Origin of the sequence: Nostocoides veronense, assembly GCF_039531185.1 — a bacterium.
GTDB lineage: Bacteria > Actinomycetota > Actinomycetes > Actinomycetales > Dermatophilaceae > Nostocoides_A > Nostocoides_A veronense.
Genome location: NZ_BAAAPO010000046.1, coordinates 1 through 24,407 on the forward strand (window position 1 = coordinate 1; position 24,407 = coordinate 24,407).

General features: G+C 65.4%; 21 protein-coding genes, 1 tRNA gene and 1 pseudogene. 10 read left to right on the forward strand and 13 right to left on the reverse strand.

The genetic code is table 11. The features are described from left to right. Window positions 1–2,223: 2,223 nt before the first annotated feature. The gene (locus ABD225_RS18775) at window positions 2,224–2,973 is read right to left on the reverse strand and encodes an ABC transporter ATP-binding protein (protein WP_425564458.1); all 750 of its coding nucleotides are present in this window, start codon (window positions 2,971–2,973) and stop codon (window positions 2,224–2,226) included. 374 nt (window positions 2,974–3,347) lie between these two features. Between ABD225_RS18775 and ABD225_RS14880 the strand changes: the two genes are divergently transcribed. Then, the gene (locus ABD225_RS14880) at window positions 3,348–3,518 is read left to right on the forward strand and encodes a ribbon-helix-helix protein, CopG family (RefSeq protein WP_344087126.1); all 171 of its coding nucleotides are present in this window, start codon (window positions 3,348–3,350) and stop codon (window positions 3,516–3,518) included. An 89-nt stretch (window positions 3,519–3,607) separates the two neighbouring features. Here the strand turns inward: ABD225_RS14880 and ABD225_RS14885 are convergent, their stop codons facing one another. Continuing rightward, window positions 3,608–4,111: a transposase gene (locus ABD225_RS14885; protein WP_344087129.1), complete on the reverse strand. Its 504-nt coding sequence runs from the start codon at window positions 4,109–4,111 to the stop codon at window positions 3,608–3,610. A gap of 73 nt (window positions 4,112–4,184) precedes the next feature. Beyond that, a pseudogene (locus tag ABD225_RS18780) lies at window positions 4,185–4,868 on the reverse strand (transposase); the annotation flags it as partial. A 430-nt stretch (window positions 4,869–5,298) separates the two neighbouring features. Between ABD225_RS18780 and ABD225_RS14895 the strand changes: the two are divergent. Genes ABD225_RS14895 through ABD225_RS14910 form a run of 4 tightly spaced genes read left to right on the forward strand, consistent with a single transcriptional unit; the run spans window position 5,299 to window position 7,147 of the window. Further along, window positions 5,299–5,673, forward strand: coding sequence for a helix-turn-helix domain-containing protein (locus ABD225_RS14895; protein ID WP_344087135.1), 375 nt, complete (start codon window positions 5,299–5,301; stop codon window positions 5,671–5,673). Between the two features lie 56 nt (window positions 5,674–5,729). Then, window positions 5,730–6,419 carry an ImmA/IrrE family metallo-endopeptidase gene (locus ABD225_RS14900; RefSeq protein WP_344087138.1) on the forward strand — a complete coding sequence of 230 codons (690 nt, stop codon included), beginning with the start codon at window positions 5,730–5,732 and terminating at the stop codon, window positions 6,417–6,419. A gap of 36 nt (window positions 6,420–6,455) precedes the next feature. Further along, window positions 6,456–6,818: a recombinase family protein gene (locus ABD225_RS14905; protein ID WP_344087141.1), complete on the forward strand. Its 363-nt coding sequence runs from the start codon at window positions 6,456–6,458 to the stop codon at window positions 6,816–6,818. 11 nt (window positions 6,819–6,829) lie between these two features. Further along, window positions 6,830–7,147: a hypothetical protein gene (locus ABD225_RS14910; RefSeq protein WP_344087144.1), complete on the forward strand. Its 318-nt coding sequence runs from the start codon at window positions 6,830–6,832 to the stop codon at window positions 7,145–7,147. On the opposite strand, the gene ABD225_RS14915 is transcribed toward ABD225_RS14910, so the two are convergent. The 4 genes from ABD225_RS14915 to cysK all read right to left on the reverse strand — a co-directional run bounded on the left by ABD225_RS14915 (window position 7,116) and on the right by cysK (window position 10,440). Next, window positions 7,116–8,302 (reverse strand): IS3 family transposase gene (locus ABD225_RS14915; RefSeq protein WP_344087147.1). Its coding sequence is split into 2 segments (ribosomal slippage): window positions 7,116–8,015 and window positions 8,018–8,302, totalling 1,185 coding nucleotides; the frame shifts between segments, so codons are not numbered across the junction. The genes ABD225_RS14910 and ABD225_RS14915 overlap by 32 nt on opposite strands. 334 nt (window positions 8,303–8,636) lie before the next feature. Next, a tRNA-Ser gene (locus tag ABD225_RS14920) sits at window positions 8,637–8,726 on the reverse strand. Window positions 8,727–8,825: 99 nt separating this feature from the next. Then, entirely contained in the window at window positions 8,826–9,443 is a 618-nt protein-coding gene (gene cysE, locus ABD225_RS14925) for a serine O-acetyltransferase (protein ID WP_344087150.1), read from the reverse strand. 67 nt (window positions 9,444–9,510) lie between these two features. Beyond that, entirely contained in the window at window positions 9,511–10,440 is a 930-nt protein-coding gene (gene cysK / locus ABD225_RS14930) for a cysteine synthase A (protein ID WP_344087153.1), read from the reverse strand. A gap of 193 nt (window positions 10,441–10,633) precedes the next feature. Here cysK and ABD225_RS14935 point away from each other — a divergent pair, with 193 nt between their 5' ends. Continuing rightward, window positions 10,634–12,901 carry a (Fe-S)-binding protein gene (locus ABD225_RS14935; RefSeq protein ID WP_344087156.1) on the forward strand — a complete coding sequence of 756 codons (2,268 nt, stop codon included), beginning with the start codon at window positions 10,634–10,636 and terminating at the stop codon, window positions 12,899–12,901. A gap of 44 nt (window positions 12,902–12,945) precedes the next feature. On the opposite strand, the gene ABD225_RS14940 is transcribed toward ABD225_RS14935, so the two are convergent. The 6 genes from ABD225_RS14940 to ABD225_RS14965 all read right to left on the reverse strand — a co-directional run bounded on the left by ABD225_RS14940 (window position 12,946) and on the right by ABD225_RS14965 (window position 20,236). Further along, complete coding sequence (locus ABD225_RS14940; RefSeq protein WP_344087159.1) at window positions 12,946–13,923, reverse strand: enoyl-CoA hydratase/isomerase family protein; 978 nt, start codon at window positions 13,921–13,923, stop codon at window positions 12,946–12,948. Continuing rightward, the gene (locus tag ABD225_RS14945; RefSeq protein ID WP_344087162.1) at window positions 13,920–16,349 is read right to left on the reverse strand and encodes a LuxR C-terminal-related transcriptional regulator; all 2,430 of its coding nucleotides are present in this window, start codon (window positions 16,347–16,349) and stop codon (window positions 13,920–13,922) included. The genes ABD225_RS14940 and ABD225_RS14945 overlap by 4 nt, the downstream gene beginning before the upstream one ends. Before the next feature lie 326 nt (window positions 16,350–16,675). Further along, window positions 16,676–17,617 carry an ABC transporter substrate-binding protein gene (locus ABD225_RS14950; protein ID WP_344087165.1) on the reverse strand — a complete coding sequence of 314 codons (942 nt, stop codon included), beginning with the start codon at window positions 17,615–17,617 and terminating at the stop codon, window positions 16,676–16,678. Between the two features lie 65 nt (window positions 17,618–17,682). After that, on the reverse strand, window positions 17,683–18,417 hold the full coding sequence (locus ABD225_RS14955) for an ABC transporter permease (protein ID WP_344087168.1): 735 nt from the start codon (window positions 18,415–18,417) through the stop codon (window positions 17,683–17,685). Further along, complete coding sequence (locus ABD225_RS14960) at window positions 18,414–19,076, reverse strand: ABC transporter permease (RefSeq protein ID WP_344087171.1); 663 nt, start codon at window positions 19,074–19,076, stop codon at window positions 18,414–18,416. Before ABD225_RS14960 ends, ABD225_RS14955 begins: the two co-directional genes overlap by 4 nt. Beyond that, window positions 19,073–20,236 carry an ABC transporter ATP-binding protein gene (locus ABD225_RS14965; RefSeq protein WP_344087174.1) on the reverse strand — a complete coding sequence of 388 codons (1,164 nt, stop codon included), beginning with the start codon at window positions 20,234–20,236 and terminating at the stop codon, window positions 19,073–19,075. Before ABD225_RS14965 ends, ABD225_RS14960 begins: the two co-directional genes overlap by 4 nt. Before the next feature lie 203 nt (window positions 20,237–20,439). Between ABD225_RS14965 and ABD225_RS14970 the strand changes: the two genes are divergently transcribed. The 4 genes from ABD225_RS14970 (at window position 20,440) to ABD225_RS14985 (ending at window position 24,384) form a co-directional block, all read left to right on the forward strand. Further along, the gene (locus ABD225_RS14970) at window positions 20,440–20,934 is read left to right on the forward strand and encodes an SRPBCC family protein (RefSeq protein WP_344087177.1); all 495 of its coding nucleotides are present in this window, start codon (window positions 20,440–20,442) and stop codon (window positions 20,932–20,934) included. Continuing rightward, entirely contained in the window at window positions 20,931–22,319 is a 1,389-nt protein-coding gene (locus tag ABD225_RS14975) for an MFS transporter (RefSeq protein WP_344087180.1), read from the forward strand. The genes ABD225_RS14970 and ABD225_RS14975 overlap by 4 nt, the downstream gene beginning before the upstream one ends. 13 nt (window positions 22,320–22,332) lie before the next feature. Next, the gene (locus ABD225_RS14980; protein WP_344087182.1) at window positions 22,333–22,845 is read left to right on the forward strand and encodes a universal stress protein; all 513 of its coding nucleotides are present in this window, start codon (window positions 22,333–22,335) and stop codon (window positions 22,843–22,845) included. 123 nt (window positions 22,846–22,968) lie between these two features. Continuing rightward, the gene (locus tag ABD225_RS14985; RefSeq protein ID WP_344087185.1) at window positions 22,969–24,384 is read left to right on the forward strand and encodes an MFS transporter; all 1,416 of its coding nucleotides are present in this window, start codon (window positions 22,969–22,971) and stop codon (window positions 24,382–24,384) included. Window positions 24,385–24,407 lie beyond the last annotated feature (23 nt).

Here is a 24,407-nt window from a genome sequence, read left to right on the forward strand (position 1 = left end):
CTGTACTCGTCAACACCGGCGAGCCTCAGCTGCGATCAGCGAGGTGCCCGGTCAAGTTCGATGAGCCCGAAACGACCGCGCGCACATCTCCATGCGGCGAGCGTCGCACTACGCGGTCCTCGAAGACTAACCCGCGATGAGCTTTTGCGTATTAAGAGCTTCATACGCTAGGGGCCAGCAACAGCGCCATCGCGAAGGAGATTGGCGTCACCAAGGAAGCAGTTCGAAAGCGCCTCGCGGCATGGAACGGGGCCCAACCCCTGTAGGCAAGAAGCCATGAGGCAGGCGTCATGTTTGTGCAGAGGACTACTCAGATCCAGACAAGCAGTCATGTCCCGTCTCCTCCCCTCCATCAGCCATCCAGCAACTCCCCTTTCGACAAGGATTCCGTGATATCGCCCCCTGACATCACCCTCTACGCAGATCTGCCATTGGGATTGTCGATACCCATAGCCCGGCTACTGAGAGAATCACGACTGGCAAGAGCCAGAAACCAGACCAGGGTTGGATAACGAGCCCCCACGCCCACCATGTTGGTTCCCGACTTATAGGGTTGCGACCCAGCAGACCCATGATGAGCAGGGCGAACAGCGGGGTCACCGAGGCAAGAGTCGCACCGAGAAGACGCCAACTTAGCAAAGCTAAAGCCAAGAATCCAATGACACTTCTAACATAAGAGATGCTATAGGGGAATACCGAATCAAGAAATACCCATGATAAAGCGATCGGCAGTGCAGCCGCAGCTAGTCCTACCAGACAAATAATCGCGAAGCATGGTCGCTCGGTTGAGGCTTGAGCAGCAGTGTCGAGCGACCGTAGGGCGTATACCATTGCAGCAACTGCAACAAGTGCACCAATACTTTGAATTGGGATAAGACCAACTCCGCCGAGTTGGACGTTGGGCGACGGTACGCCTAGGCCCCTCAGGAGCGAGGTAGCCACTCCAACAGTAAGTGAAACAGAAGCCACCATCCCAAGCTTTAACGCTTTGGCCCAAGCGGGCTGAAAATGGACTACTTCGCGCAAGAGCGAACTACCCCCTCAAGCTCGGCGAGTGCCGCCCGACGCTCCCCGTGGGACATTTCCGCAAACGCTTGCAGTCTCACCTCGTCCTGAGGACTCGCAGATAAATCCTCCTCGCCATCAAGGACATGTCGGGCATATAGTCCGATAAAGTCCAAGGTCGCAGTTTGATCGGCATTCAATGACACGCAATCTGCAGTTATGCGAGCAAGTTCTGCGTCCGCCAGTACTCGACCTTGGACTACCTGGTCTCCCGTCAGCCCAACATTCCAGATATTCGGATCGCCTCCCGCCTCGGAGATGGCGCTTGGCCGCGGGAAGCCAGCTGCTATTAGGCTCTCCGCACCTTTCATCAGAGGGCTACGCGCCGCGTCAACAAATTGCGAATGCTCGCGCCACCAGCAGAGCTTTATCGTCGACGTCTCGTCGCACACAAGGTCAGAAGTCCTGTACTTAATAGGGTCTGGACCTAGGTCCATGGTGGCGCCCTTACCGCCCAAGGTGCCTAAAGCAACCATGAGGATGCAAAGTGGGGTAACTTTCTTGAGGTTGTTAGCAACAATAGCCAAGAGACAGGCAAGCAGAACTGAGAAATTAAAAATCACTGGGCCGACGATCGCTCCCTTTCCCAACGTTGTGCTGATATCGCAACATCTAGAACCTACCTCGCCCGTGATGTTCCGTATCCAAAAGGGTTCGAATGCTCTCGGGAAAGCGAGCCACAGGTACGAAAGCGCAGAGGAGGCCGGCAATGCAATAATCCGGGGGAGCCACCTGCCAAGGGAATAGCCAACCGCGGCGTGCGCAAAGAGTACGAGGGATGCAAGGAATACTAGTCCCAGAGAGTCCAGGTGCGGCGAACCGGAAACGCTGCCAGCAGAAGAACCTACTATAATTAACAGTGATACCACCGCAACGAGCGTCGCAGGCACCAAAGTTGCCAGTGCGACAGTCGGCTTTGAACGAACCTGCAATCGTTCAACCTTGGTTAATCGGCTTATCCGAGTTCTTCCACCAAAAAATGCACACCATGCGGCCAGAAGCGGTGCGACAAAGAGAACGGATCGAGTTCCGGACGCCGTTGTCGCCAACCAATAACTTCTGTCTGTTTGCAGACCGGTAGTAGAGACAAGCAGCCCGACCGCGAGGGCCGCCACGCCCAATCGAAATGGTCGGATCAAGCCAAACTGCCATTTCGGCTCAAGCATCGTCTTCCGCCAACAGTCGTACGTACGCTTCGGTCGCAGAGATTCTCTGAGCGTGCTCTGAGCCAGCGAGAAATGACTCGACACTGCCGCCGAAGACGCAGCGGCCCCCGCGTAGAACGACCACATGATCGAATCCCTGATCAAGATCCAGGACGTCGTGAGTCGAGACAATAATTGCCCGCTCCTCCGCAAGATCACGGATTAGTTTGAGAAAGTTGCGACGCTGAGCTGGGTCCAGTGCCGCCATAGGTTCGTCAAGAAGGAGATACTTGGCGCCCGTTGCCAAGGTTCCCGCTAAACACAGTCGGGCACGCGTCCCGACGGAGAGCCGGTGGGTGAGTGCTCGTGACTGCTCGCTGAGGCCCACCAGTGCCAGCGCCTTGTCCGCTGCTTCCAAGGCCGAGCCGCTCGGGGTTCCCTTCAGCCACGCCTGATAGGCACAATACTCACGGGAGGTAAGGGAGCGATCAACTGTAGGTGCTTGCGGTAGCCATGCGACCTGAGAGATCTGGGTTTGCCGATGCATGACGACGCCGCCAGCGCGCACCACGCCGCGCTGCGGAGTGAGCCCACCAGCAATGATCGAAAGGAGAGTCGACTTTCCAGCGCCGTTGGGTCCCAAGAGAGCCGTCCGACCCTGAGGGAAACTGATGCTGTTGACCAGAGATACGGCCGGGCGAGACTTTCGTGAGTAGGCAAAGAGCAGACCGTCACACTCTAAGCTGGCGGCTTGGAAGGACATCAAACGGGGGCGTCGGGTTCTCTTGTCTTAGTAGCGAACCTTAACCGGGTTGGCGCTTGCCCTCCCTAAGAGATAGGCCGAGAACGTGGCAGCGGCAAGCTTGTTGCACTTTTCGAGGTGCATCATTTGGCTTTCCTCCCAAGTCTTTAACAGGGTACTTGATGACCCAAAGTACACCCTCAACGCCAGAGAAGGCGAGATGCACCGGTCTGGTGTCGCACATCGGCGGGCGTCTAGTACGACAGTTGTCGTACTAGCGGGTGGACTTGGCGTTGGCCGAGGCAGTGGTCGTGGGGGCGAGTGAGTAGCAGGCTACCTCGATAGCCGGACGCCGTCTTCGCGTTCGATCAGCTTCAAGGAGCTTTGCGGCTCAGTTGGACGGTGATCTGCATGCGCGGATCACCATCTTGGCCCGGCTCACCGGCGTCTCGGTCACCGAAGCAATTCGTGAGGCGATCGAGAAGCACGTAGCCGCCCTGGCGGCCCTGTTCGGCGGCGAAGCCACGCCCACTGCTGACACCCGCCGCCCAGCTCGTAAGAGCTGAGCCGGAGGTCACGAGGGCGTGCCGCCCGGCACCACCGAGAGCCCAGCCAGACGGGCTTCACTTCAAAAGCCCAGGTGGGGGATCGGGGCTCATCGAACTTGACCGGGCATCTCGCTGATTTTGGCTGATGCTCGTCGGTGTTGACGAGTGCAGGCCCAGCGTATGCGTCGGCGCTGGTTGGTGGTGTTGCGGAAGCCGAAGGCGTTGCGGCCTTCGTGTTTGGCGAGCCGGTTGTAGCCCTCCGATCGGGCGTTGGAGTGGCCGGTCACGATGGCGGCCTCGACCGCTGGCCACCAGGCCTCGATGGTGGCGGCGAGGCGGTGGACCTCGGGGCTGTCGGTGGCGGCGGCGAGGTCGAGGAAGCGCCACAGCCGGTGGGAGATGACGGACCGGTCCAGGGTCGAGGTGCCGGGAGTCGGGGCGAGGGCCAGCAGTTGGCGCAGGTTCTCCTTGACGGCGTAGGCGTGCAGGATCTCGATGCCGAGGTCGCCTTGGTCGACCAGCCCGTTCCACATCCGCGCGAACGTGTCGGGGGTGAGTCGTTCGTGTCCGGTGAGCAGCCGCCGCCGGGAGGCCCATTCGGGGTCCTTCATTCCGCCCGCGCCGCCCACGGTCCTCGCGGGTGAGGCGTTGCCGCAGTTCGGTGAGCATGTCATTGCCGAGCCGGACCAGGTGGAACCGGTCGGCGACAACGACCGCGTCGGGCAGGGCCGTGGTGACGGCCTTGAGGTAGGACGCGGACAAGTCCATGCACACGTACTTGATGCCGGCCCGCCACGGCTCGGGTTGCGCCCCAACCCATTCGGCGACCGTGGCGGCGGTCCGCCCGTCGACGTGCACGAGCAGGCCGCCGGCGCCGGCGGCGTCGACGATCCCGGTATGCCAGCAGTCCGCCGCGAGCCGCCACCGGCCAGTGACGGGGTCCTTGGCCCACACCGGCTTGCCGCGGCGCGTCTCATCGATCCCGAGCACCTCGACCGCAGGCAACGGCTCGGCCAGCCGCGGCGCGAGGTGGGCGACGAACGCGGCGTGCGCGACCGGCCACGACACCCCGTACCGGCGCGCGCCGGACAGAACGCAGCGGGAGTGCTCGGCGATCTGCTCACCGCACTCGGCGCGCAGCCGCGCGGTCAGCCTTGACCGAGCCGGCACCGCCGACAGCGACTCGGTGAACGTGGCCCGGGGACACAGTGGCTCTCGGCAGCACCATCGCGTTTTGTGCCACCGGAGCCGGACCGGTGCCGGCCCGTAGGGCAGGTCCCGCGGGCGAGTGGTCGTCCGGTCCTTCACCGAGGTTGAGACCACTCCGCAGGCGGGGCAGGCCACCGCGGCCTCGTCGTCGGTGACCATCTCCACGACCCGGGCGCCATCGTCCTCAAGGACGACCGACACCACGCTCAGACCCTCGATCCCCAACAGCACCGTCGCCGCATCTTCGCGCGAACTATGCGTACCCTGAACCAAGCCCGTGACCTCACCTTCGTGACCAGGAACTGCTCGACACAGCCATGATCACCAAGGTCACGGGCCCTACCGCGTCACCGCGAACGACCGGCGTGCCCGCTCAAGTTCGAAGAGCCGGGATCGGACAACACGCGGCACTCGGTAGCACCTTCTTGTGCTCGTGCCGCCGTCCGACCCCCACCTGGCAGATAGACCCCAAATAGCCAATTGACGAAAAGCAGATGGGTGGAAATAGCTATCTCAGAAAGGCGAATAATCCGTTGTAGAAAAGTCCGAAACCCTGGGCAATTGGTTGCCCTGGAGGTAAAATAGGGACATGAACAAAACGAATTCACCGACATTTGGCAGCACCATTAAAGAAGCGCGACTAAAAGCCGGTTTAGGGCGCCAACGAGCGGCTGATGAGACCGAGATGTCCAAATCGCTGCTGCGCTTCTGGGAGATCGACCAAGTCACCAACCCAGACGTCGAGCAGGTCATGCGCCTGGCGACCGTCCTCGACCTGGACCCGCTACCGCTCATCGCCCTGCTGCCAGGGCGAGGGGACTTCACCGACGCTCTGCCCGGCGTCCAGCCATACCTCAGAAGTAAATATCCGGCCGAAGAAGCGCTGAAGGAGATAGCCAGCGTGGTTCGCCGCTACGGCGTAGACCCCAACTCCACTGGCCCCGCACCCGGCGAAGACGAATAGGACGACCTACCCATTAGAAGCAAATACAACCAGCAACCCTGAAAGGAGGCACTCTCATGACAACCACGGAACCCAAACTACCCAGCACCCTGACCAGCCTCCGCCGACTCATCCCGACCAGAAGCTGCCAACCCGAAGAGACAAGGCGGATCGCCGAAGCCCAGGCCACCCGACTGGTCGCCATCCTGGATGACGCCGACGGCCCGCAGGTCAGCCACATCGACGCCATGCCACGCATCGCCGTCACCTACGAACGCCTGCCGGTCAGTGGGCTCAGCCACTGGAACGGCCGGAAGTGGATCATCTGCCTCAATACAGAGGACAGCCCGGCCCGGCAACGCTTCACCCTGCTGCATGAGTTCAAACACATCATCGACCACGGCGCCTGCGACCGGCTCTACCGCGACATCACCCGGCGAGGCGTCACCCTGACCGCCCGCCAGCAAGCCGAAACAGCCGCCGACTACTTCGCCGGCTGCGCCCTCGTCCCCAAACGCGAACTGAAACGCGCCTGGACCCGTGGTATCCAACGCACCGACGACCTGGCAGCCCACTTCGGCGTCAGCCAACAAGCCATCGAAGTCCGACTCGACCAAACCGGCCTATCCCGCGAGGTCGACCCCGAGCCAGAGATGCGGACCGCAAACCAGGGTGGCCGCTGCGCACGCCCGATCTCGACACCTACGTGGCAGCCCCAACGCTTCCGTTTCGCCCAAGACCGCTACCCGAGAAGGAGTTTCGTGTGACCACATCGCCCGACACAGCTGAATCTGCACAACTGCGTGCTCTATCTCCGCGTCTCTTCCATGAGCCAAGTCGAGACCGACTATGACCCGGAAGGACTGAGCATCAAGGCGCAGCGCGACATCTGCCGCAACAAGGCCCTTAGCCTAGGCCTGGCCGTTATCGGGGAATACGTCGAACTCGGCCGATCCGGCACCAACGTTCAGGGGCGGCCTGAGTATCAAGCCATGATGCAGCGTGTCACCACGCAGCGCGATGTCGACTTCATCATGGTCTACCAACTGTCCCGGCTGAATCGCAATCGCACCGATGACGCCATGGTCATGCTCCAGATGGAGGCCGCGGGCGCCAAATTGCTCTCGGCCACCGAGAACATTGACGAGACGCCCGCCGGCCACTGACGCGTGGAATTTTGGCGAGCATCAACCAGTACCGGTCTGCCTCCGAGGGTGAGGACATCGCCCGCAAGTTGCTGCACAAAGTACAAAGCGGCGGCACCATCGGGCCAGCCCCGCTGGGCTACCTGAATATCAAGGAAGATGTCGATGGTCGTCAGGTCAGCAGTATCGGTCTCGACCCAGACCGCGCCAAGCTGATCCGCCTCGGCTTCGAGCTCTACGCCACCGGCGAATACTCCATCGTCCGCCTAGCCGAGACCATGGCGGGTGGGACTGCTGCACGGATAGGTGACAGGTTGGTCACGCGGCCTGTGTGGCCGGTGTGGTCATGATGGTCTCGTACTCGATGGGGGTCAACTTGCCGAGTCGGGCTTGGCGTCGTCGGCGGTGGTAGGTGCGTTCGGTCCAGGTCACGATCGCGATGCGGAGTTGGTCGCGGGTGTGCCAGGTTTGGCGGTCCAGGACGTTTTTCTGCAGCAGGGCGAACCAGCTCTCCATGGCGGCGTTGTCCGCGCTCGAGCCGACCTGGCCCATGGATCCGAGCAGGTTGTGCCGGGACAGCGCGCGCAGGTACTTCCTCGATCGGAATTGGGACCCTCTGTCGCTGTGGACGATGCACCCGGCCACGTCGACGCCTTGACGGGCTCTGGTGTCCACGGCGTGTTCCAACGCTTGCACGGCCAGGCGGGCCTTCATCCGCGAGCTGATCGAGTACCCGACGAGCCGGTTGGACCACACGTCCTTGACGGCGCACATGTACACCTTGCCCTCACGGGTGCGGTGCTCCGTGATGTCGGTCAGCCACAGCTGGTTCGGCCCGGTCGCGGTGAAGTCCCGTTGCACGCGGTCATCGTGCGCCGGCGGGCCCGGACGATTCTTCGTCGAGCGTTTCTTGCCGAACACGCTCCACCACTGGTTGGACGAGCACAAGCGCCACGCCGTCCGGTCAGCCATCGGTTGTCCGGCGTCGCGGGCCTCATCGAGCAGAAGGCGGTACCCGAACTCCGGGTCGTCACGGTGCGCGTCGAACAACGCGTTCGCGCGGTGCGCCGCGACCCACTCGGCGTCGGTCACCGGGTTGGCCAACCACCGGTAGTACGGCGCTCTGGCAAGGTTGAGCACCCGGCACGTCACCGCCACAGGAACCCTGATCGGGGTGTCCTTGGCGGCCAACTCACGGACGAGCGGGTACATCATTTTCCCGGCAGGTTCGCCTGCGAGAGGTACGCCGCTGCGCGGCGCAACACCTCGTTCTCCTGCTCGAGCAACCGGATCCGACGCTTGGCCTCACGCAACTCACCAGACTCGCTCACGGCCGTGCCGGGCTTGCTCCCGTCCTGACGGTCAGCGATCGCGATCCAGTTCGTCAGACACGACTCCGAGATCCCGAAATCCTTCGCGATCTCCTTCAACGTCGTCCCTGCCTCACGAGCGCGAGCCACCTCGACCACGTTCTGTCGGAACTCCTTCGGATAGGGCTTGGGCATGGTGCACATCCTCTCCTGCGGCACCCCACGGCGCCACAGAGTCGTTGTCACCTATCCGTGCAGCAGTCCCAAGTACGGCCCCGAGGTGAGACAAGCGATCAACGACGCGCTGTTCACCCGGCTGTACATCGACCAAGACGTCACAAGAGTGGACTGGACGACGAAGCGGCAGAGATCTACGCAGCGGCGCAACAAGCAGGTGATGGCACTCGCGCGGTCGCAACGCGTACCAAAGCAAAACGAGACGCCGAAGCGTCTCGTTTGCCGACCTTGACCGACGTACTCCTTGCCTCCGGGGAGGCAACCTCCCGCAGGAGTTGGAATACGGCCGTCATGGCGGAGGGCGTGGGATTCGAACCCACGATGACGTTACCGCCATAGCGGTTTTCAAGACCGCCGCACTAGGCCACTATGCGAGCCCTCCTTCGCCCGGACGCCATGGGCGCGGGGCGGGGTCCAACGGTAGCGCGGAGGGGAGGCACCGTCATACCCGGGCAGTTGGGAGCGTGCGGTGCTCGGAAATTCAGATGAAGAGGGCGGGGTCGCGGAAGAGGGCTTCGTAGGGGTCCTCGGTGGGCGAGGTGGGGAAGCGGTATGTCGCGGGCACGCCGGTCGCGATGGCGCCGGCGGGGACGTCTTTGACGACGACGGAGTTGGCGCCGACCTGGACGCCGTCGCCGACATACACCGGCCCGAGGATCTTGGCTCCCGCGCCGACGGTGACGTTATTGCCCAACGTGGGGTGGCGCTTGACCCGCTCCATGGACCGGCCGCCGAGTGTGACCTGGTGATAGAGCATCACGTCATCGCCCACTTCGGCCGTCTCACCGATGACCACGCCCATGCCGTGATCGATGAAAAATCGGCGTCCGAGCGTGGCCCCAGGGTGGATCTCGACGCCGGTGACCGCACGGGAGACATAGGCAATCAGGCGGGCCAGCGGGCGGCCGAGTGGCTTGCCCCAGAGAGCGTGCGCCACTCGATGCAGCCAGATCGCGTGCAGCCCGGCGGAGGTGAACAGGACGACGAGGCGCGAGGTAGCCGCCGGATCGCGCAGCATCGCCGCGTCTAGGTCCTCACGAATGCCGGCGCGCGCGGCAGCGAGCAGGCCGGGGCTGGTCGGCTGCGGTGAGACGAGCATGCGATCCCCCATGGTTCGGTGGGCCGGCATGCCGGGCGGTCAGTGGCCGCCCGGCATACCGACGGGCTCAGTCGAGCAGGTCGGAGAAGAGGATGGTGGACAGGTAGCGCTCGCCGAAGCTCGGGATGACGACGACGATCGTCTTGCCGGCGTTCTCGGGACGGTTCGCCACCTCGTTGGCGGCGGCCAGCGCGGCACCGGAGGAGATCCCGACGAGCAGGCCCTCCTCCTTGGCGGCGCGGCGGGCCCACTCGACAGCGGTGTCGGCATTGATGTCGATGACCTCGTCATAGATGGAGGTGTCGAGGATCTCCGGCACGAAGTTGGCACCGAGACCCTGGATCTTGTGCGGGCCGGGCTGCCCGCCATTGAGGATCGGGGACTCGGCCGGCTCGACGGCGATGATCTGCACGCCGGGCTTGCGCTCCTTCAGGACCTGGCCGACGCCGGTGATCGTGCCACCGGTGCCGATGCCGGAGATGAGGATGTCGACGCCGCCGTCGGTGTCCTTCCAGATCTCTTCGGCCGTGGTCTTGCGGTGGATCGCCGGGTTGGCCTCGTTGGCGAACTGGCGCGCGAGGATCGCCCCGTCGCGCTCGGCGACGATCTCGTCGGCGCGGTTGACCGCGCCCTTCATCCCTTCGCTGCCCGGGGTGAGGATCAACTCGGCGCCATAGGCGCGAAGCAGCGCCCGGCGCTCCTTCGACATCGTCTCGGGCATCGTCAGCACGACGTTGTAGCCGCGGGCCGCACCGACCATCGCGAGCGCGATGCCGGTGTTGCCGGAGGTCGCTTCGACGATCGTGCCGCCGGGCTGCAGGGCCCCGGACGCCTCGGCAGCGTCGATGATCGAGACGCCGATGCGGTCCTTGACGGAGTTGGCGGGGTTGTAGAACTCCAGCTTCGCGGCCACCGTCGCGTCGGAGGTGATGATGCGGTTGATGCGCACCAGCGGGGTGTTGCCGATGAGCTTGGTGACGTCGTCGTAGATGGGCACTGCCTACTCCGTTGTGTGGGGAAGATTGAACTGACGAGTTAACAGTACCTAACGCGCCTTTATGCCCGAGCAAACATCTCGTTATGTGACTTTCGCTCTGGGTGAGCGATGGCCCCGCGGGTTGACGGACGCCACATGAGCGCGCCGTCACATCCGGGAGGGGATGTCGGCCTCGATCCATAGACTCGCGGGCATGTCGGCACTACAGATCATCGGGATCGCCTTGTGTTTCACGATCCCTCTCGTGGGCTGGGCCCTGCTGTTCAAGCAGGTATGGCGGTTCAGCGCGCTCTACCGCTCGGGCCAGCCCGCGGCCCGCACCGACAACCCCACCGCCCGCACGTGGACCCTGATCAAGGAGTTCCTCGGGCACACCCGGATGTCGCGCCTGCCGCTGGTCGCGCTGGCGCACTGGTTCACGGCGCTGTCCTTCCTCATCTTGTTCGCGACGCTGGTCAACGCCTTCTTCCAGCTCATCTGGGCCGATTTCCGGCTGCCGATCATCGGGCACTTCCCGCCCTTCGAGTGGCTCATCGAGCTCTTCGCGTGGGGCGGGCTGATCGGCATACTCATCCTCATCGGGGTGCGGCAGCTGGCCCACCCGCGCACCGCCGCTGGTGAGGCGGGTCGCCGGTCGCGCTTCTTCGGATCGGTGTGGTGGCAGGCCTATTACGTCGAGTTCACGATCCTCGCGGTCACGATCTGCATCCTGCTGCTGCGCACGCTCGAGGCCGCGATGCTGCGCATCAGCCACCCGCACGAGTCGATCGCCCTCCACTTCCCGCTGACGGGCTGGCTCGCAGGGATGTGGAATGGCCTGTCCCTGGGTGCAATCGAGAATGTCGTCTATCTCGTGGCGACGATCAAGATTCTCGTCTCGTTCGCGTGGATGATCACCATCGCGCTGCAACCGACGATGGGCGTGGCGTGGCACCGCTTCCTCGCGTTCCCGAATATCTGGTTCAAGCGCGAGTCCTCGGGTCGCACCGCGCTCGGAGCGCTGCAGCCGATGGTCCGGGACGGCGAGCCCGTGACGATGGAGTCCCTGGAAGAACTCGGCGAGGACGACGAGTTGATCCTCGGCGTCGGCAAGGTCGAGGACTTCACGTGGAAGGGCCTGCTCGACTTCTCGACGTGCACCGAATGCGGCCGCTGCCAGAGCCAGTGCCCCGCGTGGAATACCGACAAGCCGCTCTCCCCCAAGCTGCTGATGATGACCTTGCGCGAGCACGCCAACGCCAAGGCGCCCTATCTGACCGCAGCTGCCGAGCAGCGCGCGAACGTCCTGGAGCAGGATTCCGCGCTGGCCTCGCTGCTCGAGGTCCCACTCATCGGCGATACCGGATACGACATCACCGCGCCGCTGACGGCATACAACCCGCACGGGCCGGACGCGATCATCGACCAGGACGTGCTGTGGTCATGCACCACCTGTGGCGCGTGCGTCGAGCAATGCCCGGTCGACATCGAGCACGTCGATCACATCGTCGACATGCGCCGATACCAAACGCTCGTCGAGAGCGCCTTCCCCAATGAGCTCGCGGGGCTGTTCAAGAACCTGGAAGGCAAGGGCAACCCGTGGGGTATGGGGGCCCGCGCCCGCCTCGACTGGGCCAAGGACCTGCCCTTCGAGGTGCCGGTGGTCGGGACCGATATCGAGAACCTGGACGGTTACGACTATCTGTTCTGGGTCGGCTGTGCCGGGGCGTATGAGGACCGGGCCAAAAAGACGACCCGGGCCGTCGCCGAGCTGCTGCACCTCGCGGACGTGAAGTTCGCGGTCCTCGGGGACGGCGAGACCTGCACCGGCGACTCGGCACGCCGGGCGGGCAACGAGTTCCTCTTCCAAATGCTCGCCCAGCAGAATGTCGAGGTCCTCGGCGAGGCCGACGCGTCGCGCATCGTGGTGACCTGCGCGCACTGCTTCAACACGCTCAAGAACGAATACCCCCAGCTCGGCGGGTCGTATGAAGTGCTGCACCACACGCAATTGCTGAACCGGCTCGTGCGCGACAAGCGGCTGGTCCCGGTTGCTCGCCCGGCCGGGGAGCCCACCAAGTCGAGTGCCAAGGATGCCGCCTCGACCGCGAACACGGTGACCTATCACGACCCGTGCTATCTCGGGCGGCACAACCAGGTGTATGCCCCGCCGCGCGAGTTGATCGGCACCCTGCCGGGGGTCACGCTCAAGGAGATGCCGCGCCATGGCGAGCGGTCCTTCTGCTGCGGCGCCGGCGGCGCCCGGATGTGGATGGAGGAGAAGCTCGGCGAGCGGATCAATGTCAACCGCACCGACGAAGCCCTCGGCACGGGCGCGCAGCGAATCGCGGTCGGCTGCCCATTCTGTCGGGTCATGCTTTCCGATGGTCTGACGGCCCGTCAGTCCGAGGGCCGCTTCGAGCAGGTTGAGGTCGTCGATATCGCACAGATGTTGCTGGCGGCGGTGCGCACCGAAGGCTGAGCGCAACCTCGCGTCGGCGAGTGGCGTCCAGACACGTAATGCGCTCAGGCGAAGAGGGCGTCGACCTCGGCTGGCGTGACCTCTTCGATGCGGGCGTGTCGCCAGCGCGGGGCGTTGTCGCGATCGATCAGTTTGGCGCGCACGCCCTCGGCGAAGTCGCCGGCCGCCATCAGCCCGCGGGCCAGCGTAGTGTCCACGGCGAGCGTCGAGGCGAGATCTGGCTCCTCCGCTGCCCGGCGCACCCGCGCCAGCGTCGCGCAGACGGCCAGCGGTGAGCGCTCCCGCAGCATGGTGGCGCAGGCGCGGGCGGCGTCACACGAACTGGTCTCCAGGCGACCCACGATGGCGGCGGCGTCGTCCCCGGCGAAGCACTCGTCGATCCAGTCTCGCTGAGGGGCAAGACTTTCCGCGCTTCCTCCGGGCCCGAACAGTTCGTCGGCGAGACCGAGTGTGATCGCATCAGCGGCGGTGAAGGTGGCCCCGGTGAGGGCGGCATACGTCCCAAGCTCCCCCGGCGCGCGGGCGAAGAGCCGGGTGATTCCGACATCGGGGAACATACCGATGGCGGTCTCCGGCATCGCGAGGACGGCATCGAGGGCGACCAGGCGGTGCCGGACGTGGGCGCTCAGGCCGAGCCCGCCGCCCATGACATAGCCGGTCATCAGGGCAGTCACCGGCTTGGGGAAGGTCGCGAGCCGGAGGTCCAAGAGATACTCGCGCGCCCAAAAGTCGACGGCATCCGCGTGGTCACCGCGGACGATCGCGTCGCGCACCGCCTTGACATCGCCGCCCGCGCAGAAGGCGCGCTCGCCGGCGCCATCGAGCACCACGTCCTCGATGCCGTCGTCGCTCTCCCACTGGTCGAGTTGGAAAAGCAGGTCCTCGACCATCGTGCGGGTGAGCGCGTTGAGGGCCTTTGGCCGGTTGAGCCGGGCGTATGCCGTGGTCCCCACCCGGGCATAGAGCATCTCGTCCGTGCCCTGCGCGCTCGGCGAAAAGTCTTGCTCGGGAGGCGTTTTCACGTCAGGTCAGCCATCATCGCCGCGAGCCGGGCGCGCGAGGGGATCTCCAGCCGGCGATAGATCGTCGCGAGGTGGTTGTCGACGGTGCGCGGCGAGAGGTATAGCCGGTCCGCGATCTCCTTGCTCGTCAGGCCCGCGCCCACGAGTTCGGCGACGGCGCGCTGGGCCCGCGTGAGGGCGGCCAACGGGGAGGCACCCGAGCCGCCGTCTTCGCTCCCCTCGAGTCGCACGGCGGCCGCCAAGCCGGTTGCCGAGACCTGGCCGCTGTCGAACCACGCGGGAGCCGGTCGGGGCGTCGGGCCAGGCATCTCCTCGACTCCGGGACGCGCGTGGGCGACGGCTCCGCGCCAGGAGCGCAACTGGGCCGCGAGCCAGGCGCACCTCCCGGCGTGATCGGGCCGCGCGTCGCGCAGGCACCAGGCAATGCCGTCGAAAGCGTCGGCAGCCGCGAGCGGAAGCGGGCAGGCGGCGGCATGCCGAGCCGCCGCGGCATATGTGCTGGACGCCTGCAACAGATCCCCTTGCGCGAGAAGGGCATCCGCGAGCACGATGCGCGCCTCCACGGCATCGCGCCCCAGCCGGGCGCTGTCGGCGAGGACGACGACATCGGCGGCGATGCCCGCCGCCCGGACGGCATCGCCACGTGCTGCGGCATCACGAGCCGATTGCAATTGGTAGCCGAGGCGCACGGCCCACGGCAGCTCCTCGGGCTCCGGCGTCATCACCGCCGCCTCGCCCGTGATCCGGCGGGCGAGCACATCGGCGAGCAGAGCAATGCGGTCCTCACCACGGCCGAGGGCATCCTGCCTGGCGGTCTTGGCCGCCGCGAGCGCCTCGACATCGCGGCCTTGGGCCCAGGCGATCTGCGCACTGAGGATCCGAGCGGCGATGCCCAGCCAGGCCTCCTCTCCGCTCGCACCTTCGATGATCGCGGGAAGCAGGGCGCCCGCCGCCTCGAGATTGCCCGAACTGACCTCAACATCCATCAGGGTCCGGTGCGCCTGGCGCAGGGCATAAGTGTCGGCGCCCTCAATCGTCATCAGCCGCTCGACCTCGCGGCGGGCGTCGTCGAGTTGGCCGGCGTCGAGGAACATCTCCGCGCGAATGGAGGCGGTGCGGGCCTGCTGCAAGCCGGCGAGATCGCTGGAGGCGATCGCGTGTTGCTCGGCGCGGTCCAGGAACCGCAGGCCCTCGAAGGTGCCGAGGACCTCCGAGGCGCAGATGCCGGCTCGCCGAGCGACCTGGGCGCCGACATCGGGCGGGCCATCGCCGCTGGCCAGGACGGTCTCCAGCAGCGCGAGGGCGTCCCGGGGGCGCATCGCCGAATAGAGCGGACCGAAGGCCCGGTTGGCCAGGTTGTAGGCATGATCGCGTCGCCCGGGATCGGCGGCTGCCGTGCGAATCGCCATCTGGACGGCGTCGAAGTCCGGCAACCAGGCGTCGCTGGCCGAGCCCTCATCCAGCGCCGGCAGGGCACTATCGGCCCACTGCACCAGGGCATCCGCCGCTGCGGCGGCGTCATCGGTGTCGAGAGAGAGATCGAGTGCGTGACGGCGGGCCGGCACGTGCATCCGCAGCCGTTCCTCGGAGCTGATCTCCAGGAGCGAATGTCGTTCCAACTGTGCTGCCGTGCCGATAGCCAGCGCGCGGGGTTGACCCGCGAGAGCAGCGAAGACATCGAAGCCGATCGCGAAATCCAGGGTCCCGAAGCGGCGGTATGCCCGTTGGGTCGCCTCATCGACCAGCGCATAGGACGCCTCGATCGCCGCCGCGAGCGAATCCGGGGCAGCGACCGCGGCCAACCCCACCTGAGCGGCCTGCGCCGCCATCTGCTCGATCACCAAGGGCAGGCCGCCACTCGCCTCCAGCAGCGAGCGCAGCAGATCACCGTCTCGCTCGAGGTCGACGAGAGGTCCGCCAGCACTGGCGAGGCGGCCGATGAAAAGCTCGGCCGCGGCCCCTTCGAGGGCCTGGTCCGGCGCCGGTAACGGGAGGGGCTCGACACGGATCACCCGCTCGACGGGGGAACCGGTCGGCATACTGCCGGTGCACAGGATGCGGGGCGTGGAGGTGGCGGCGATGACACCTTCGAGCAAATCGCGAACGGCGGGCGCGAGTTCGTCGGACGCACCGTCGATGACGGTGAGTCGGCCGGTCTCGTCCAGGGTGCGGATGAGGGTTTCCATGGGCTGGTCCCCCGGGGCCAGATCCGGGGCGAGAGCAGGCAGCCAGCGAGCGCACAAGCCCGCTGCGTCCGGGATTCCGCGCGCGTCCACCCAGGCCGCATCGGAGCCCGTCGCGAGGTGTCGGGCAATGAGCGACTTGCCGACTCCCGAAGGCCCAACCAAGGTGACCCAGCGACGTTCGTGCAGGCTGGAGCGCACGTGCGCGAGGACCTCGCGCCGTCCCAAGCAAGCAGGCAGCACGAGATTCAGGCTAGCCGACCGCGCACCGGCGCCTTCGGGGGCAACAACATGCTCCGCGAGTAGGCAACTTGAGTGAAATTACCGATGTGCGGGCCCGACAAGTGGACAAGAGTAAGAGTCAGTTGAAACGGCCGGGGCCCAGCCCGGAGAGCGAAGCTTTGGAGGGAGGAGCTTCGATCACCGCTTCAGCCAGACGGTTCCGGCGTGGGGGCGCTGGCCCGGCACCAAGGAGGCGAGCCGGCCTCGGGGGAGACTGGCTCGCCTCCTTTCTGCTGCCCGGCGAGTTTCTGCTGCCCGGCGAGGGATGAGGGGTCAGGCCAACCCGCTCAGCCCAATCCGTTGGCGCTGAGGAACTCCTTGGCGACCGTCGCCGGGTCCTGCTTGTCGATATCGGTCTTCTTCAGCAGATCCGACAAAGTCGCCGTGGTCAGCTTGGCGCTAACGGCATCCAGGGCCGCGACGACATCCGAGGTCGCGGCGCTCTTAGCGATCAGCGGCACGACATTCTGAGCGCCGAAGAGCCGCTTGTCGTCGGTGAGGGTCACAAAGCCATTGGCCGCGATCGCCGGATCGGTGGAGAAGATATTGGCAGCGTCAACCTGACCATTCTTCAGGGCGTTGACCAGGGCCGCCCCCTTAAGCGGACGGAAGCTCTTGAAGGTGATGCCATAGGTCTGTTGGAGGCCGGGGATGCCCTGCGGGCGGTCCTTGAACTCCGGTGGCGCACCGAGGGTGAGGTCCTTGGCGTGCGCGGCGAGGTCGCCGACGGTCTTCAGCGAATACTTCTGCGCCGTTTCGGTCGTGACATTGATGGAGTCGTTGTCCTCCGCCGCGGAGGCCGTCAGGACCTGGAGCGAAGCGGGCAGCAGGCCGACCAGGCCGTCATAGACCTTGGTGGGGTCGGTCTCGGCAAAGGACTTGTCGTAGTAGTAGGCCAGGGCGCCGGTGTATTCGGGGATCAGATTGATCGAGCCGTCGTCCAGGGCCTTGAGGTAAATCTCGCGTGAGCCGATATTGAGTTTGGTCGTGGCATTGACGCCTTTGGCCTGCAGGGCACCGGCATAGATCTCGGCCAACAGGACGCTCTCGGAGAAGTCGGCCGAGCCCACGACGATATTGGTCGCACCTGTCGTGCTCGACGTCGCGGAACTCGAGGTGGTCGAGCTGTTGAGGGGGTCGCTGCTACCGCCGCACGCGGTGAGTGCGAGAACGGAGGCCATCGACAGGCCCAGGGTGAGCGCGGCGCGGCGCGATCGGCTTCGGTGCATTCGGCATACTCCTTCGTCGGGCCAGCTCGGGGCTTTCCCCAGCCGGGTGAGAACGCTCGGTCTGCTCAGCGCTCGAAGGCCACATCGGTGCGGCCGGGAATGTCAACACCGTCGGCGCCCCGATACTTCCCCGTCAGGCCGGGGCTGACGACGGCGCGGGTCAGCGCGGCGAGGAGCAGATCGGCGGCCAGCGCTAGTCCTGCGACCAGCAGGGCGCCCCCCGCAGTCGCGGCATAGTCGCCCGTCGCCAGCCCGTCGATCAGGTAGCGCCCAAGGCCGCCGAGGCCGACATAGGCAGCGATGGTCGCGGTGGCGATGACCTGCAAGAGTGCGGCGCGCACGCCGGAGAGCAGCAGCGGGAGGGCGACCGGCAACTCGACCGAGCGCAGGACTTGGGCGGGTTGCATACCCATGCCTTTTGCCGCATCGCGAGCGGCCGGATCGACGGCTTCCACCCCGGCATACGCTCCCGCCAGCAGCGGCGGGATGGCCAGCAGCACCAGCACGATGATGCTCGGCGCGCTGAACGCCAGGTCTCCCGAGAGCTTCGGGCCAAGCCACAAAGACAGGGCGAACAGCAGCCCCAGCGTCGGGACGGCCCGAGCGGCATTGGCCGCGGTGATCAGCCAGCGGGCACGGCCGGAGTGACCGACATACAGACCGAGAGGTAGGGCGATCGCGGCGGCAAGCACCATCACGATCGCGGTGTAGCCGAGGTGCTCCGCCAGGCGGGTAGGTATGCCGTCGGCTCCGCTCCAATGCGCCGGATCGCGAAGCCAGGCCCAGATCGAGGTGATCATGCGGGGGCTCCCGCCGCGGCCGGCTTGGTGGAGGCCCGCCAGGGGGTCAGCAGGCGGGCGACCACCTGGATGACGATGTCGAAGAGCAGCGCCAGGGCGAGGCAGCCGATGATGCCTGCCCAGAGGGCGCCCGGGATGTCGCGGTTGTAGCCGTCGACGAGCAGATCGCCCAGTTGGCTCACCCCGATGATGGAGGCGACGCTGACGATGCTGACATTGCTGACCGCGGCCACGCGCAAACCGGCCGCGATAACGGGGATGGCCAACGGGAGTTGCACGCCCAGGAGCCGGCGCAGGCCGGTCAATCCCATGGCGAGCGCGGCGGCATCGACATCTTTCGGCACGGAGTCGAGGCCGTCGACAACAGTGCGCACGAGCAAGGCGATGGTGTAGATCGTCATCGCCGCCACGACATTGATCGGGTTGAGGATCTTGGTGCCGAGCAGCAGCGGCATGAGGATGAAAAGCGCCAGGCTGGGGATCGTATACAGCAGGCCGGTGCCCGCGAGGGCAACCGGCGCGAGCCGCCGATAACGGTGTGCCAGCCAGCCGAGGGGCAGGCTGACAACGAGCCCGAGCAGCAGGGGTATGCCGGCCAGCACCGCATGCCGCACGGCGAGGGAGCCGATCAGGCCCAGGTGGTCCTGGATCCAGGTCACGGGCTCTCGCCACCTGGGGAGTGTTGGATGCGCGGCTCGGCGGAGGGGTCGTCCTGCACTGCCGGCGCTCGATCTCGGCCGGTGCGTTGTTGCTCGATCACCTCGATGACCGCCGCGGCCGTGAGGGTGCCCGCGAGCTTGCCCTCGTCCGTGACGACGACGCCCCGCCCGCTCGGAGCGGACAAGGCGGAATCCAGCGCGGCCCGCAAGGTCCCGCCCTGGCGCGCGAGCGTGCCGCCCAAGGCGAGGCGTTCGGCGGTGACCTGGTCGCCGGGCGAGCCCACGGCATACCACCCCAGCGGGCGCTCATCATCGGTGACCAGGACCCATCCATCGATGGCGCGTTCTCGAGCGAGCTCAGCCGAATCCCCCACCGCCACAGTCGGTTCGGCGAGGGCGGGGAGGACACCGTCGACGAAGCTCAGGGCGCGATAGCCGCGGTCACGGCCCACGAAATCGGCGACGAAGTCGTCTGCCGGATGCGCGAGCAGTTCGCTCGGGGACGCCATCTGCGCGAGGTGACCGCCGACCCGCAGCACGGCCACCTGATCCCCGAGCGTGATGGCCTCGTCGATGTCATGGGTGACGAAGAGGATCGTCTTGCCGAGGTCGCGCTGCAGGCGCAGGAACTCGGCCTGCAGTTGAGTGCGGACCACCGGATCGACGGCCGAGAAGGGCTCGTCCATGAGCATGACCGGTGGGTCCGCGGCGAGCGCGCGGGCCACGCCGACGCGTTGCTGTTGACCTCCGGACAGCTGCGCGGGATAGCGCTTGGCCAGCGATTGCGGCAGACCAACCCGCTCCAGCAACTCGCGGGCGCGCGCATACGCAGTGCTCTTGTCCGTGCCGAGCAGCAGAGGAACGGTCGCGATATTGCGCTCGATCGTGTGGTGCGGGAACAGGCCGCCGTGCTGGATGACATAACCGATGCCGCGGCGCAGGGTCGCCGGATCCATTGACGCGGTGTCGCGGCCGTCGATCGAGATCGTGCCCGAGGTTGGCTCGATCATCCGGTTGACCATGCGCAATGAGGTCGTCTTGCCGCAGCCCGACGGCCCCACCAGAACGGTGATCTGGCCCGTTGGGGCTTCGAGGGTCAGCCCATCCACGGCGGTCGTGCCGCCTGGATAGGTCTTGGTCACTGCGTCGAACCGGATCACGTGCGGTCCTTCCCGAGAGTGGTTGACACGCTAATCCAGCAGTCCGACAACCTCCTCGATGGACAGCCGGTCAGTGTGATGGAGGTCACTATGTGGACGCCCATTTACATAGGTGCGAGTCGAGAGAAGAGTCTTCGTCGCGCGAGCAAAGGCATGGCCGCGGGGCCTGTTGCGCAGCGCCCAGGTGAAAAGGGGAAGCGAGCATGACAGCGAACGTCATGGTGGTGGTTGAACGGCAGTTCGACGTGCCACGTGATCGCGTTTTTCGAGCGTGGACCCTTCCTGAGGAGTTGCGACGTTGGCGCGGTAGCCCGGGTTGGCATGTGGAGTCCGAGACCGTAGCCGGCGACCTACAAATCGGTGGACGCCACACGCACGTCAAGGTGCGCGACAACGATCCTGGCACACGCGTGACCACCGACGGGGTGTACACGGAGTACTTCGAGCCGGATGTTTTCGTCAGTCGCGAGCGCATCACTGGCGACCCCGGTATCGACCCGAACACTCCCTTGGAATTGCGGGTGGAGTTCACGAAGTATGGCCGTGACGGCCGAGGAACATTACTCCGCATCATCCAAGGTCCCTACGACCCCGATGTGGCCGGGTGGCACGGCGAGGGCTGGGAAAAAGAACTCACCAGACTGCAGAACTACCTTGCCGGCACGGGCGAGTACGCGAACGGGGAGGACGCATCATGAGCACCCAAAGCGATATCACGCACACGACCATCGTGCGGCAAAAGCCGTTAATGGATATGCGGCAGATCCTCCTTATGAATTTTGGCTTCTTCGGAATCCAGTACAGCTTCGGCATGCAGCAGACTGCCATAAATCCGATCTTCCAGTTCCTGAATGCGAAACCGGAGGAGTTGCCGATTCTCAATCTGGCCGGCCCGATGACCGGTCTGCTCATTCAGCCCATGATCGGAGCATTGTCCGACCGCACGTGGAGCCCGAGGTGGGGTCGGCGCAAACCATTCTTCTTGATTGGTGCCCTGGGCTGCTCGTTCTGCCTATTTTTCTTCCCCTTCGTCAGCGCGCTGTGGATGGCGGTTTTGTTGCTCTGGCTGTTGGATGCGAGCAACAACACAGCCATGGAGCCCTACCGGGCGTTCATCGCCGACAAGTTGCCGCCAAGCCAGCTCGGCAAGGGCTTCCTGGCGCAGTCGTTCTTCACCGGCTTCGGCATCACCTTGGCCAACCTGTCGCTCTTCGTTTTCCAGAAGCTCATTGACGGCGCCACCGATGCAGGCATCCCGTACTGGGCGGTCGGCGCGTTCATGCTCGGCGCCGTGTGCTCCATCGGCTCCGTCTTGGTGTCTGTGCTGACGACGCCAGAGATCCCCCCGACGCCCGAAGAGCTCGCAGCCATCAAGGCGAGGAAAGAAGCAGGCGGCGGAGTCGGCGCGGCGATCAAAGAGATCTGGGAAGCCGTCGTTGAAATGCCGACCGAATTGCGCAAGCTGGCATTGGTCTATCTATTCCAGTGGTACGGGATGGTCTGCTACTGGCAGTTCGTCACCGCATCTATCGCCAAATCTGTCTGGCATACCACCGATTCTCAATCCGATGGCTTCGCCGAGGCAGGCGGTTGGACGGGCCTGGTCAATGGTTGGTACAACATCATCACATTCTCCGTAGCCTTCTCGTTGGTCGCTGTCGCACGCCGAAGGGGCGCCAAGATGGTGCACTCCGGGGCCCTATTACTCGCGGCCGTCGGCCTTGTAATCTTCCCCCACCTGACCAACAAATACACTCTCTTTATCCCCATCATCGGACTGGGGATCGCCTGGGCATCGATCATGGGCGTGCCTTACATCATGGCAGTTCGCATGATCCCCTCAACGCGTTACGGCGTGTACATGGGCATCATCAACATGATGATCGTCATCCCAATGCTTATTCAGTCGCTAACCTTCGGCAAGATATATTCTACGCTGCTCGGTGACAACCCGAATAACGCGATCACGGCGGCCGGAGTTCTCCTGGGCCTCGCTGCTCTCGCCATGCAATGGATCAAGGAACCGCCCATTGTGCGGGATGTCGACGAGGTCGGGGCCATGCCGATGGCCGGCGGCCACTAGAAGGGAGCGGATCATGACCATGAAGGACTACCGCACCATCGTCGTCGGAACAGATGGCTCAGCCCTCGCCGCACCAACTGTTGCTCGAGCCGCTTGGTTGGCGCACCGCGATGACGCCAATCTGGTGATCGTGTGTGCTTATGCGGCGCTTTCTCGTCGCGAGGACGCCCGCAACACGGCGGCTATCGGGGGCGATACGCGGGTCGGCCAAGTCCTGGGCCGGGCCGCTGCCGACGCGGCCCTGGCCGCGGCAAGCGAGGTCGCGCGCGCAGCAGGCGCTGTCGTGTCAGCCGCGCTACTCATCGACGGCGACCCATCAAGGGCGCTAGTGACTGTCGCCGAGGAGCGCTCGGCAGACCTCATCGTGCTCGGAGCCGTGCATGACCGCTCGCTGGCGGATCGCCTATTGGGCACAACGGCCGAGGAAGTGACCCGCAGGGCCAGATGCGATGTTCTCGTGGTGCGCCCGGCCGGCGGCGAGGCCGAGTTCGAGGTGCCAGAAAGCGACGACGGGCCGCAGACATAACCTGCGGGCCCTCGACGGCTCCCATTGGCTGTCGCGAGTAGTGGCCCAGGTCGGTTCGAGCGTGGACCAGCCGTGTGCCGGAGCTAGCGGGGGTGTCGGTCGAGGGATCTAGTCTTCGCGGTCATGACAAGTCTCCCAACCCAACAGCCCTTGCGGCGCGGCACCCGCGCCGGCCGGGGCGCGCTCGCGGCCGTGACGCTCGGCTCGGGGATGGCGTTGCTGGATGGCACGGTCGTCAATCTCGCGGTTCCGACAATCGGCCGAGAGTTGGGGGCTTCCCTCGCGCAGGTGCAGTGGGTGGTTAACGGCTATCTGTTGTCGCTGGCCGCGCTCATCCTGGTCAGCGGCGCGCTGGGCGACCGGGTCGGACGACGGCGGGTGTATGTCGTGGGCATCGCGCTCTTCGCGCTCGCCTCCCTCGCGTGCGCGGTGGCGCAGGATCCGACACAGTTGATCCTCGCGAGGGTGATCCAAGGGGTCGGGGGTGCCTTGCTGACACCGGGCGCGCTGGCAGTGATCCAGGCGAGTTTCGCCGCCGAGGATCGGGCCGCGGCGATCGGCACCTGGGCCGGGACCTCGGGCATCGCGACGGCCCTCGGGCCCTTCGTCGGGGGCTTCTTGCTGGATCACGGCGGGTGGCGCTGGATCTTCGCGATCAATCTGCCGATCGCGGCGGCCGTCATGTTGTTGGTCTGGCGTTTCGTGCCAGAGAGCCGAAATCCGCAGGCCAGCGGCGGGCTCGACGGGGTCGGTGCGGTGCTCACCGTGGCCGGTCTGGGTCTGCTGACCTGGGGATTGATCGGGGCGAGCGATGGACCGCTCGGTCGGACGGTCTTCGGCTGCTGCGGCGGGTTGGCCCTGCTGGCGGGGTTCACGGCATACGAACGGCGAGCACCACGTCCGCTCGTGCCCATGGACTTGTTCGGCTCGCGGGTCTTCTCCGCAGCGAATGGCATGACTTTCCTTGTGTATGGCGCGCTGGGTGCCGTGATGTTCTTCCTCGTCATCCAGTTGCAGGTCTCGTCAGGCTTCAGCCCGATGGCCTCGGGACTCGCCAGCCTGCCCGTGACGGCGGCCCTGTTCGCCCTCTCGTCTCGCGCGGCCGCGCTTGGGCAACGGATCGGGCCTCGCGTGCCCATGACGGTCGGGCCCCTGGTGTGCGCCGTTGGGGTGGCGCTGATGTCGGGGGTGGGTGCCGAGACGCGCTATTGGACCGGTGTCTTCCCGGGGATGGTGTTGTTTGCGTTGGGCCTCGCGGCGCTCGTCTCGCCCTTGACCGCCGCTGTGCTCGCCGCCGCGCCCGACCGGCTCGCCGGGACGGCGTCGGGCATCAACAATGCGGTCGCACGGGCCGGTTCCCTGATCGCCGTGGCCGCCCTGCCGCCGCTCGTCGGCCTAACCGGGGATGCGTATGCCGATCCCGCCGCCTTCACCGCCGGCTACCGTCCCGCGATGCTCGCCTGCGCGGCGCTGCTGGCCGGCGGCGGCATCGTCAGTTGGTTTGGGCTGGCGGGCACGCGGGGGCGTACCGGCAGGTAAGTCTGAGGTTTGGCCCCATATGT